Source organism: Streptomyces sclerotialus (genome assembly GCF_040907265.1).
Classification (GTDB): domain Bacteria; phylum Actinomycetota; class Actinomycetes; order Streptomycetales; family Streptomycetaceae; genus Streptomyces; species Streptomyces sclerotialus.
The window spans coordinates 3977596-3989411 of sequence record NZ_JBFOHP010000002.1 but is presented as its reverse complement, the minus strand read 5'-3'; the positions used below and the strand labels follow the sequence as shown (position 1 = coordinate 3989411).

9 protein-coding genes and 1 pseudogene are annotated in these 11816 nt (G+C 70.5%); 8 read left to right on the top strand and 2 right to left on the bottom strand.

Annotated elements, in window-relative coordinates:
• Nucleotides 1-18 precede the first annotated feature (18 nt).
• On the top strand, nt 19-1275 hold the full coding sequence (locus AAC944_RS17760; protein ID WP_030620297.1) for an RtcB family protein: 1257 nt from the start codon (nt 19-21) through the stop codon (nt 1273-1275).
• Between the two features lie 83 nt (nt 1276-1358).
• Here the strand turns inward: AAC944_RS17760 and AAC944_RS17755 are convergent, their stop codons facing one another.
• Nucleotides 1359-1826 carry an Lrp/AsnC family transcriptional regulator gene (locus tag AAC944_RS17755; RefSeq protein WP_030620294.1) on the bottom strand — a complete coding sequence of 156 codons (468 nt, stop codon included), beginning with the start codon at nt 1824-1826 and terminating at the stop codon, nt 1359-1361.
• Between the two features lie 107 nt (nt 1827-1933).
• Here AAC944_RS17755 and AAC944_RS17750 point away from each other — a divergent pair, with 107 nt between their 5' ends.
• From AAC944_RS17750 to AAC944_RS17725, 6 genes and pseudogenes are all read left to right on the top strand, one after another.
• Complete coding sequence (locus tag AAC944_RS17750; RefSeq protein WP_063759997.1) at nt 1934-3241, top strand: APC family permease; 1308 nt, start codon at nt 1934-1936, stop codon at nt 3239-3241.
• Nucleotides 3242-3247: 6 nt separating this feature from the next.
• Entirely contained in the window at nt 3248-4000 is a 753-nt protein-coding gene (locus AAC944_RS17745) for a class I SAM-dependent methyltransferase (RefSeq protein ID WP_030620288.1), read from the top strand.
• A 25-nt stretch (nt 4001-4025) separates the two neighbouring features.
• Nucleotides 4026-4418: pseudogene (locus tag AAC944_RS17740) on the top strand (RtcB family protein); the annotation flags it as partial.
• Nucleotides 4419-4727: 309 nt separating this feature from the next.
• A complete protein-coding gene (locus AAC944_RS17735; RefSeq protein ID WP_030620282.1) occupies nt 4728-5840 on the top strand; it encodes a SagB/ThcOx family dehydrogenase in 1113 nt (370 codons plus the stop codon).
• 58 nt (nt 5841-5898) lie between these two features.
• The gene (locus AAC944_RS17730) at nt 5899-7287 is read left to right on the top strand and encodes a cytochrome P450 family protein (protein WP_368397222.1); all 1389 of its coding nucleotides are present in this window, start codon (nt 5899-5901) and stop codon (nt 7285-7287) included.
• 259 nt (nt 7288-7546) lie between these two features.
• Entirely contained in the window at nt 7547-8494 is a 948-nt protein-coding gene (locus AAC944_RS17725) for an ANTAR domain-containing protein (protein ID WP_051872128.1), read from the top strand.
• On the opposite strand, the gene AAC944_RS17720 is transcribed toward AAC944_RS17725, so the two are convergent.
• The gene (locus AAC944_RS17720; protein ID WP_037772842.1) at nt 8484-10580 is read right to left on the bottom strand and encodes an ATP-binding protein; all 2097 of its coding nucleotides are present in this window, start codon (nt 10578-10580) and stop codon (nt 8484-8486) included. The two genes, AAC944_RS17725 and AAC944_RS17720, sit on opposite strands and share 11 nt — an antisense overlap.
• Before the next feature lie 423 nt (nt 10581-11003).
• Here AAC944_RS17720 and AAC944_RS17715 point away from each other — a divergent pair, with 423 nt between their 5' ends.
• Nucleotides 11004-11783 (top strand): ANTAR domain-containing protein, encoded by a 780-nt coding sequence (locus AAC944_RS17715; RefSeq protein WP_051872123.1) that lies wholly within the window; start codon nt 11004-11006, stop codon nt 11781-11783.
• The last annotated feature ends 33 nt before the right edge of the window (nt 11784-11816 follow it).

The following is an 11816-nucleotide window of genomic DNA, read 5'->3' as shown; positions in this document are numbered from 1 at the left end:
CGGGGGAATGAGGAAGTCATGTCGTACGTAGAAGTGCCCGGTGCTCAGGTCCCCATCCGCATGTGGACGGACCCGGCCACGGTCGAAGGGGCCGCACTCCAGCAGCTGCGCAACGTCGCGACACTGCCGTGGATCAAGGGTCTCGCCGTGATGCCGGACGTGCACTACGGCAAGGGCGCCACGGTCGGCTCGGTCATCGCGATGCACGGCGCGGTCTGCCCGGCGGCGGTCGGCGTCGACATCGGCTGCGGGATGTCCGCGGTCAAGACCTCCCTCACGGCGGACGACCTGCCCGCCGACCTCTCCCGCCTCCGCTCGAGGATCGAGCAGGCGATCCCGGTGGGGCGCGGCATGCACGACGACCCGGTGGACCCGGCCCGCCTGCACGGTTACGGCACGGCCGGCTGGGACGACTTCTGGACCCGCTTCGACGGCATCGCCGACGCGGTCAAGTTCCGGCAGGACCGGGCGGTGAAGCAGATGGGCACGCTCGGCTCGGGCAACCACTTCATCGAGTTCTGCCTGGACGAGAACGACTCCGTCTGGCTGATGCTGCACTCCGGCTCCCGCAACATCGGCAAGGAGCTCGCCGACTTCCACATCGGCGAGGCCCAGAAGCTGCCGCACAACCAGGGCCTGGTCGACCGCGACCTCGCCGTCTTCATCGCGGACACCCCGCAGATGGCGGCGTACCGCAACGACCTGTTCTGGGCGCAGGAGTACGCCAAGCACAACCGCGCGATCATGATGGCCCTCTTCCAGGACGTCGTCCGCAAGGAGTTCGCGAAGGCCCGCCCGACCTTCGAGCCGGTGATCTCCTGCCAGCAGGAGGATGCCGAAGGTCAGATGAGGACCGTCGAGTACCGCCCTGGCGTGATCAGCTGCCATCACAACTATGTCAGCGAAGAGCGCTACGACGGTATGGATCTCCTGGTCACCCGTAAGGGAGCGATCAGCGCCCGGGGCGGTGAGTGGGGCATCATCCCCGGCTCGATGGGGACGGAGTCCTACATCGTCCGTGGCCTGGGCAACGAGAAGTCCTTCAACTCCGCCTCCCACGGCGCCGGCCGCAAGATGAGCCGCAACGCCGCGAAGAAGCGGTTCTCCACGAAGGATCTGGAGGAGCAGACAGCGGGCGTGGAGTGCCGCAAGGACTCCGGCGTCGTGGACGAGATCCCCGGCGCCTACAAGCCCATCGGCAAGGTGATCGAGCAGCAGCGCGACCTGGTACAGGTCGTCGCCAAGCTCAAGCAGGTCATCTGCGTGAAGGGCTGAGTGCAGCGCTGCTGCCCGGGCTGCAGTGGTCGGGCACCGTGAAGGCGTCGCGCTCGGTCGGCAGCCCTGTCGGCGGTGGCTGCCTACGGAGAGCCGTCTTCCAAACGGCTGACCACGGGCGTGCTGACGTGTTGGTAGATCACTGAACTGCGGAAGTTGACGATCTCGCGGCGCTGGCTGAAGCGGTCCATGAGGAAAGTGTGCAGCTGGTCGACGTCCTGAACGGCCACGTGCACCAGGAAGTCGTCGCTACCGGCGATGACGAAGACGGACAGTACTTCCGGCAGGTCGGTGACGTAGCTCTTGAAGCCTTCGATGACGTCTCTGCTCAGTGGCCGCACCTGAATGGACAGCAGTGCCTGCACCCGACGGTTGAGGCTTCGTAGGTCGACTGCCGCATGGTAGCCGGTGATCACGCCGCGTTCGCGCAGAGCTCGGACTCGTTCCAGGCACGTGGACGGGGCTATGCCGAGCGTGCGGGCGAGCTCCCGGTTGGTGATCCGCGCATCGCGCTGCAGGTGATCCAGGATCAGCGAATCAAGTTCGTCCATGACCGGTATTCTGCATCGCTCGCCGAACTAGATTCAGTTATTTACCCACCTTCTGGTTCATCGCTCTACCTTCTCTCTGGCACGCCGAATATCGACGGGAGAGTGCTATGGAGAGGACGCAGCTGCCGGACACTGTTCCGGGGCGCTCACGCGGAGGGCTGGCAATCGGGACGGGTACGGCGTTGTGCGTAGGGGCGGTGCTGGGGCCGGGGGCACTGGCTCTGGCGTCCTCAGCGGCGGCGGTCGCGGGACCTGCTTCGGTGCTGGCCTGGCTCGGCCTGATCGCCGTGAGCCTGCCGATCGCCCTGGCCTTCGCGGCGCTGGGGGCCCGTCATCCGGGCGGTGGTGGCGTTGCTTCTTTCGTCCAGCGGGCCTTCGGCAAGCGGTGGGCGGCCCCGGCAGGCTGGTGGTTCTTCTGGGCCGTGCCCCTAGGCGTACCCGCTGCGGCACTGATCGGTGGTCAGTACGCGGCTGCTGTCGGGGGGCGGGGGCGCGGTGCCGCCCTGGTGTTCGCGCTCTTGGTCCTCGCCGCGGCTTACGGGGCCAATCTCGTGGGTCTGCGCTTGTCCGGCCGGCTGCAGCTGCTCATGGTCGGCTTCCTCGCCCTGTTGCTGGCGGTCACCATCGCCGTGACGAGTCCACAGGTCGAGCGTGACCACTTCACTCCCTTCCTGCCTCAGGGGTGGGCATCGGTGGGTGACGCGGCCGTGGTCCTCTTCTTCGCCTTCGCGGGCTGGGAGGCTCTCAGCCATCTCTCGGCGGAGTTCTCCGCACCCCAGCGGGATCTGCCCCGTGCCACCCTGCTGGCCTGGGGAATCGTCGCTGTGCTCTATCTGGGCCTGGCGGTGGTCACCATCGGAGTGCTCGGAGGACGGGCCGGAACGACCACGACTCCGCTCACGCTCCTGCTGGAACGGGGAATCGGCCCAGCTGCCCGCCCACTGGCCGCCGCGGCAGCACTCCTGCTCACCTTCGGAGCCGTCAACACCTACTTGGCGGGAGGCGCTCGCCTGGGACAGGCTCTCGGCCGTGAGGGCGCCATGCCCCGTCTGCTGGCGACGGATTCCGCCGGACCTGGAGCTGAGCCCCGACGCCCCCTCACGGTTCTCGCCCTGTCTTCCGTGGCCGTCATGCTGGCCTCCGCTTTCGGGCTGCTCGGCCTGGACTCGCTGTTCCGGGCCACTTCCGCCTGTCTCGTCGCCGTCACCCTGGCCGGTCTGCTGGCCGCGGTCGTTCTACTGCCCCGACGAAGCTCCCTGCGCACCGGCGCTCTGGTCGGCAGCGCCGCGATGGGAGTCGTGCTCCTCTTCTGCGGGCCGTTCCTACTGCTGCCCGCGGCACTGGCTGTCGCCGCCGTCGCCTTCCGCGTCCGCAACCTTCCTTCGCGAGCCACCCGTACTCCCCGAAAGGCCTGACCCCGGATGACTGCTGCAACTGATCATTACGACCGGTTCCTGGCTGCGCACTACACCTGGATGCTGGGCGGGGACATCGCCGCACTCGCCGCCGACCAGCTTCGTGTCCTCTCCGACTTGGGCGTGCGACCCGCCACCGACGACGCGCTCGCGGTCGATCTGGGCTGCGGCCCGGGTACACAGAGCCTGGCCCTGGCAGAGCTGGGTTTCTCCCGCGTCCTCGCCGTCGACACCAGCGAAGCGCTGCTGAGTGAGCTGGCAGACCGTGCGACGGACCTGCCGGCTGTCCGCCCCCTGCACGCCGACATTCGAGACGTACTCTCGGCGCACGCCCGACCGGCCGGCGTAGCCGCTGTCGTATGCATGGGCGACACGCTGACGCACCTGCCGAGCAAGAAGGACGTCACCTCACTACTGGCCGACGTGAGCCGACACCTGGTCGGCGGTGGACGACTCGTCCTTACTTACCGCGACCTGACCACACCACTCACCGGCACTGACCGCTTCCTTCAGGTACGTGCCACTGAGAACCGGGTCATGACGTGCTTCCTGGAGTACGTGGACGAAGACACTGTCATGGTCCACGACCTGATCCACGCACGTTGCGGCGCCACATGGGCCCTACAGACCAGCAGCTATCCCAAACTCCGTATCAGCTCTGCCTGGCTCTCTGAGCAATGCCGCGCGGAGGGGCTGGACATCCAGCACAGCGCTGTTGACTCGCGCGGGCTGCACACCATCACCGCAATCAAGCCCTGAGGGATGGCCTGACACCATGGCCTTCTGCCACCACAACTACGTGGCCGAGGAGCGGTACGACGGTATGGATCTGCTGGTCACGCGGAAGGGGGCGATCCGGGCCGGGAGCGGGGACTTCGGGATCATTCCGGGGTCGATGGGGACCGGTTCGTACATCGTGAAGGGCCTCGGCAACGAGAAGTCGTTCAACTCCGCCTCCCACGGTGCGGGCCGGAAGATGAGCCGGAACGCCGCGAAGAAGCGGTTCTCCACGAAGGACCTGGAGGAGCAGACGCGGGGTGTGGAGTGCCGTAAGGACTCCGGCGTGGTGGATGAGATCCCCGGTGCGTACAAGCCGATCGAGAAGGTCATCGACCAGCAGCGGGACCTGGTGCAGGTCGTGGCGAAGCTCAAGCAGGTGGTGTGTGTGAAGGGGTGAGGCGCAGCGCGGCGCGTACCGCCGTTCGGGTGGTTCGGGCGGTGGTGCTGAGTGCCAGGATAGCGAGCGGGCATGCGTATGACCGAATTCGGGTCATACGTTCGAATTCTGTCGAATCCCCTGAGGAGGTGACAGTCATGCGCAAGATCGCAATGAACGCCAAGGCAGTTGCCCGTACCGACCGTCGGACCGGGTACTACATCTTCCGGTTCCGCAGCTACGGCTACAAGTGAACCCACCGGACGGCGGGGGCCGCGCGCCCCCGCCGTCCCTCGTCCCGGCCCCGCTCGTCCCGCTGCTGGAGTTCTCGTGCGCCTTCGCCGTTCCCGCTGCCTGACCTGCTACTGGCACCAGGGCACGTTCGTCGTGCACCCCTATCCCCACGGCACGCCCACCGCGCTGCACCCGGCGGCTGCCGAGATCCTTTCGGTCTTCGAGGACTGGGTGACGCCTGACGAGGCGGCCAAGAGCCTGGACCACCTCGCGCCGGAGACCGTCGAGGAGGCCGTCGCCGCCCTTGCGGGGGCCGGCGCGCTGCTGGCGGAGGACAGCCCTGCGGCTGCCCAGGACGAGGACATCGCCCGCCAGTGGGCCGCGTGGTCACCGGAGGCGTCCTTCTTCCACTACGCCACGCAGAACGACTGCGCCGACAACGGGACCGACACCGGGGACACCCGCATCACGCCTGACACGGCAGGCATGCCGGTGCTCTTCACCGGCTACCCGGACGCCGAGCGGCTGCTGCTGCCCCGCCGCCGGGCCGGCCTGGGGGCCCCGTACGAGACGGTGCTCCACGACCGCCGTACGCACCGGGACTTCACCACCGCCCCGGTACCGCTGGAGACCCTCGCCACGCTGCTGTCCACGGTCTTCGGGCCGGTGGACTTCATCGACAGCGGCCACGGCGCGGTCTTCCGCCGCACCAGCCCCTCCGGCGGCTCGCGCCAGGAACTCGACGCCTACCTCGGCGCGCTCAACGTGGCCGGCGTCGCCCCTGGCTGGTACCACTACAACAGCCTGCAGCACTCCCTCGAACTGCTCTCCGAGGGCCTCACCGCCGAGGAGACGACGCGTCTGTGCGCCGGCCAGGAGTGGACGGGAAACGCCGCCTTCCTGGTGGTCCTCGCCGCCAGGCTGGAGCGCATGAGCGTGAAGTACCACACCCCGCGGTGCTACCGCGTGTGCCTGCTGAACGCCGGGCATCTGGGCCAGACCTTCGCGCTGACCGCCACCGCGCTCGGTCTGGGCCCGGCCCAGACCGGAGCCTTCGCCGACGCGCTGCTCGCGGAGCGCTGCACCCTGGACAACACCGGGCACACCCCGCTCTACGTCCTGGCGGCCGGCCACCCCCACCCGGAACCGCGTGAAGCGCCGCAGCCGGCCACCCTCGACACCTTCAGGGAGACACCCCTCCACGCCTGAGGCGCGCGACGGTGCCCCACCGGTGCCCGGAGAACCCTCACCAGAAGGAGAGCGCACGATGCCGAGCAGGCCCGCCGACCCGGGTTCCCCGACGACCACCCCGGCCAGGACCGCGCCTTCCGGCCTCCCGCCCGCCATGCAGGACTTCATCGGCAAGCATCCCGGTGAGCCGAACGTGATGGACCCGGAGCTGCTCGCCGACCCCTTCGGCGGTTACGGCCGGCTGCGCGAGCAGGGCCCCGTCCTCCGCGCACGCTTCATGGACGACACGCCCATCTGGCTCGTGACGCGCTTCGAGGAGGTGCGCGCCGTCCTGCGGGACCCGCGCTTCGTGAACAACCCGTACTCGGTTCCGGGCCGCACCGGCCCGGACGCACGCGACCGCCTCATGGACGTACTCGGCATCCCCGCGGAGTACAGCGTGTACATCCTGGAGTCGATCCTCACCAGCGACCCGCCGGACCACGCCCGACTGCGCCGTCTGGTCTCCCGCGCCTTCACCGCCCGCCGGGTCCCCGACCTGCGGCCCCGCGTCGAGGAGATCACCGACACCCTGCTCGACGCACTCCCCGGGCAGGCCGACGACGGCGGGGTGGTCGACCTCATCGAGCACTTCGCCTACCCACTGCCGATCACCGTCATCTGCGAGCTGGTGGGGGTACCCGAGGCGGACCGGCCCCGCTGGCGGAGCTTCGGCTCCGACCTGGCCTCGCTGGTGCCCGAGCGGATCGGCGCGTCCTTCCCGGCCGTCATCGACCACCTCCACGAACTGATCGCGGAACGCCGCGCCGACCTGCGGGACGATCTGATCAGCGCCCTCATCCGTGCCCAGGACGACGACGGCGGCCGGCTCAGCGACACGGAGATGGTCACCCTCGTGATGGCGTTGGTGCTCGCCGGACACGAGACCACCGCCCACCTCATCGGCAACGGCATCACTGCCCTGCTCACCCACCCCGATCAGCTGCGGATGCTCAAGGAGGACTGGGGACTGCTGCCCCATGCCGTTCATGAGCTGGTGCGCCGGTGCGGCTCGGTACAGATGACCCAACTGCGCTACGCCACCGAGGACCTGGAGCTGGCCGGCACCCGGATCCGCAAAGGCGAGGCCGTACAGCCCGTCCTGGTCTCCGCGAACCACGACCCGCGCCACTACGACGACCCCGAGCGCCTGGACCTGGCCCGGCAGGCGACGGACCGCGGCGAGGACCACGTCGGCTTCGGACACGGCGCGCACTACTGCCTGGGCGCCGCGCTCGCCCGGCAGGAGGGGGAGGTCGCCATCGGCCGCCTCCTGCGACGCTTCCCCGACCTCTCCCTGGCCGTCGCCCCCGACATGCTCAAGACCCAGGTACGCCGCCGCCAGCCGGGCGCCTGGCGCCTCCAGCACCTCCCGCTGCGTCTGACCCGGGCGGAGGGACACCATCGGGCAGTGGACGGCGTATGAGCGGTGAGGCCACTCCGCGGCGTGACCTCGCGCGGGGACCAGCTGTACCGGCGGTCCAGCTGGTCCGGTGAACCGGGCTCTTCGTCCGCCGCCCGGGAGCGGTGACTGCGTGGCGATCACCTTGCATATCTGCCAAGCTGTTCCGCGGCGGCAGTTGTACAACTGACCGGACACCTCCTTCCAGCGGCCCGGCCGGGACTGTCCTGCCGGGTCCCACGAGTTATCGGCCCCCCGGTGGTTCTCAGAAACAGGAAGACCGATGGCTGCTCAAGGCAGTGCCGGCGTCCGCGAGCCGGGACCAGCGGAGGACGAACGGTACGCCAGGGCGATGACCAGGGCGTACGTCCTCCTGGAGCGGTCCCTGAACACGTGCGAGCGGACGCGCCAGGTCCGGGCGGAGGCCCGTCGGACGCGTCAGCAGACCCGTCAGGCACGTCTGCGGGCCCAGCAGATGCGACAACGTGCCCTGGAGATGCGGCTGGCGTGGCCGACGGCCGAATTCTCCGCCGTACTGCGGGACTTCGACCTTTCCTCCCCTCCGCTCAGGGAGTGCGCGGCCAGGATGGGGCTGGATGGACTGGCGGTGCTGCTCGCTCCCGGAGACCGCCCTCCTGAGGCCGTGCACTGCTGCGGCGCGCTCACCGTACTGCTGGAGGACCTGCAGTACGTGTACGGGCAGGGCCCCAGCTACGACGTGGCGCAGAGCGGGCGGATGGTCATGGTGTCCGACCTGTCCGCCCTGTCCGCCGACACCTCGGCCGACTGGGCCGGCCTGCTGTCCGCCATGCAGAAGCTGGGGGTGGCGGCGGTGTTCGCCTTCCCCCTGAGACTGGGCCAGGACACGTTCGGCGTGCTCATCGGGCACCGCAAGGTTCCGGGGCCGGTGAGTCCCGGCCAGTTGCGCAACGGGTTGCTGCTTGCCGATGCCCTGGCCCGGGCCGTCGCGCGGGCCGCCGAGGACGACACCGACTGGCTCGCCGGTGTGGATCACCTGCCGTTCGCCGCCGTGCACCGAGCGGTCGGCATGCTCGCCCAGCGGCTGGGCATCTCTCCGGAACATGCGCTGCTCCGCCTGCGGGCGCACGCCTTCCGGCACGGCCGCACGCTCCTGGGCACCGCCCATGCCGCGCTCCGGAATGGCACCCGCTTCGATGACGACGGCGAGTGTCCGCCAGGCACGTGTCCAGGGGGGCCGGTCAGGGAGTGAGGGCGTAGGCGATGCCGGTGTCCAGGCCGGTCTCGCGGCCGATGCGGTACGCGGTCTCGTAGGCGTGGTCGCCGAGGGCGTCGCGGCACCGTTCCTCGCAGGAGCGGCGGGCGGCGATCCATGCGGCGATCCCGGCCTGCGGCCGGCCGCCCAGGGCCTCCCACACCTGCCGGGCCAGGCCGAGCAGGCGGGCGGCGCGCTCGTCCTGGCCGGTGGCGGACGCTGCCTGGGCCAGGACGTCGAGCGCCATGGCGACGCCCAGGCTGTCGTGCATCCGGTGCTTGCCCTCCAGGGCGGCCTGGGCGTACGACTGCGCGGCGGCGGGCCGGCCGAGCGCCAGCTCCGCCTGGGCGCGGTAGGAGTCGCTGAAGGTACGCATCCACCGCTCGCCGTGCCGGTCGCACGCGACGCGCCACTGTTCCAGTACGGCGATGGCCTCCTCGAACCGGCCGGTGATGATGTGCGCGTGGCCGGAGACCAGCCGGGCCAGGTGCTGGGGCAGGGTCAGCGCGCTGCCCGGCCGCTCGGTGGCGAGCAGGCGCCGCGCCAGGGACGTCATCCGCTCCACGTCGCCGCGCAGCATCGCCGTGCCCATGGTGATGGCCGCAGCGGCGGCGGCCGTGTCGGCATCGCCCGACCGCTCGGCGGCGGCCGTGCATTCGGCGGCGTACGCCGCGCCGCCGTCGGCGTCCCCCAGCGTCAGGAGGGCGAGACCACAGGCCCACAGGACCTTGCCGCGGGCCGGGACCGGCGCGGGGTCCAGGGCCAGCGCCCGCTCCATGAAGTGCTGCCCTTCCTTCTGCATGCCGCAGCCGTTCCAGAAGAACCACAGGGCCCCGGCGAGCTCCAGCGCGGTGTGGTCCTCGGGGTGGGCCAGGCAGAACTCCAGCGCGGCGCGCAGGTTGTCGTGCTCGGCGGTCGTCCGGTCGTACCAGGCGAACTGGTCGGCCCCCAGCCAGGCGGCGTCTCCCCGGCGGGCCAGGGCGAGGTAGTGGTCGCGGTGCCTGCGCCGCAGCGCGTCCTCCTCGCCGAGGCGCCGCAGCCAGCCCTCGCCGAACTCGCGGAGGGTGTCCAGCATCCGGTAGCGCTCCCCGGCCCCGGTGGGGACCCAGGTCAGGACGGAGTTGTCGACGAGCGCGCCCAGCAGTGCGGGAACCTTCCGGCCGGGGAGGTGCGCGTCGGCGCACACCTGGCGGACCGCCTCCGCGTCGAAGGTGCCGGCGAAGACCGACAGCCGGGCCCACAACAGCCGTTCGGGCGGGGTGCACAGCTGGTGGCTCCAGCCGATCGCGGTCCGCAGCGCCCGGTGCCAGGGAGGACCGGCGTGCGTCAGCTCGTCGTCGGTGCCGTCGAGGACCGCGTACCGGTCCGTCAGCCGTGCGGTCAGCTCGGTCACCGAGTGGTCCCGGAGCCGGGCCGCGGCCAGCTCCAGGGCCAGCGGCAGCCCCTCGAGACGCCGGCACAGCCACGCCACCTCGGTCCGGTTGACGTCGGTGAGGGCGAAGCCGGGCACCACCGCGGCGGCACGCTCGGCGAGCAGCACCATGGCCGCCGCCTCGTGCGTCCGTGCGTCGTCCGCCAGGTCCGGTACCGACAGCGGCTCCACCGTGAACACCTCCTCGCCGGGGACGTCCAGGGTGCGGCGGCTGGTGGCCAGGACCCGCAGGCCCGGCGCGGCCCGCACCAGCACCTGGACGGCCATGGCGCAGGCGTCGGTCAGGTGCTCGCAGGTGTCCAGGACCAGCAGCAGTTCCCGGTCGGCGAGGTATTCGGCCAGTACGTCGATGGCCGGGCGGGTGGTCAGGTCGGCCAGCGGCAGCGCCTCGGCGATGGTGAGCGGGAGCAGCGTGCCCTTGCTCAGCGGCGACAGCTCCACCAGCCACGCCCCGTCCTGGAAGCGGGGCCGGAGGGCGGCCGCGGTCTCCAGGGCGAGGCGGGTCTTGCCGATCCCGCCGGCGCCGGTCAGCGTCACCAGCCGCGCGCCCGACGAGAGCAACCGCTGTATTTCGGCCAGTTCGGCGCGGCGGTCCACCAGCCGCGTCCTCGCGGCCGGCACGTTGCCCGTCCGTCGCTGGTCACCGGTCACGTTCGCCCTCCCCCGCCGCTGCCGCACGTGTTCGCGCCAGGGCGAGGACACAGTGTGCCGACTGCCGTCGCGTCACGGGGCCGATGCAAGAATCCGACCGGAGATTCCAGCTTTCCGCGTTCGGGGACCGTTCCGTGCCCGATTCTGGTGACTCGCAGGGGCAACCCGGCCGTACGGCCGGTCTGGGGGAGGGGCGAGCGGGTAGTACGGAAAAAGGGGGCCTCCTGCTCCTCGCGACGATGGAGGGCGGGCCCCGCCGGCTGTCGCATTTCCGGTGCGGGCGGCCCGGCCGCAAACGGAGCGGTGTCATCCTGAGGGCGTGTTCCTGCCCCTGCGCTGCTGCCTCGCCGCACGTGGCAAGGGCCCGGCCGAGACCCCGCACCACCGATATTTCTCGCTCCTGTAAAGGTCAGGGAGCCGGCCATGCCCACCGAACCAGCCGAACACGCCGAGGGACGCACCACGCGCGAGGAAGAGGTCGCCGCCGCATTCGTCGAACTGGCCGACACGCTGGTCGCCGACTTCGACATCATGGATTTTCTGCACACCCTCACCGAGCGGTCGGTCAGCCTGCTGCCCGTGGACGCCGCCGGGGTCATCCTCGTCGACGCCCGTGGCCGGATGGTCGACGCCTCCGCCTCCGACGAGACGACACGACAGCTGGAGCTGGCCCAGATCGACTGGGAGGAGGGCCCCTGCCAGGACTGCACCCGTACCGGCTCGCAGATCCCGTACACCTACCTGGACTCCGCCGAGGCGCAGGACCGCTGGCCGCGGTTCACCGGCTGGGCGGCGGCGCGCGGGTTCGTCGGGGTGGCCGGTCTGCCGCTGCGGCTGCGGGAGCGGACCGTCGGTGCCCTGAACGTCTTCCGCAACCGGCCCGAATCCCTCGGCGGGGGCGAACTGCGCCTGGCGCAGGCGCTGGCCGACGTGGCCGCCGTCGGCATCCTCCAGTACCGCGCCATCCGCCATCAGGGACACGTGAACGAACACCTGGAGGAAGCCCTGAGCGGCCGCGTCGTCATCGAGCAGGCCAAGGGGATGCTTTCGGAACGGCTCGGGCTGAGCCTGGACGAGTCCTTCCGACGCCTCCGTGCGCGGGCGCGCGGCCGGCGGCTGCTGCTGACCGACCTCTCCCAGGCGGTGGTCGACGGCCGCGCGGGAGTGGGCACGTTCGAGGAGCCGCCGCACGTCGGCTCCTGAGGGCGCTTCTTCTCCGGCGCCCCTTCTCCTGCT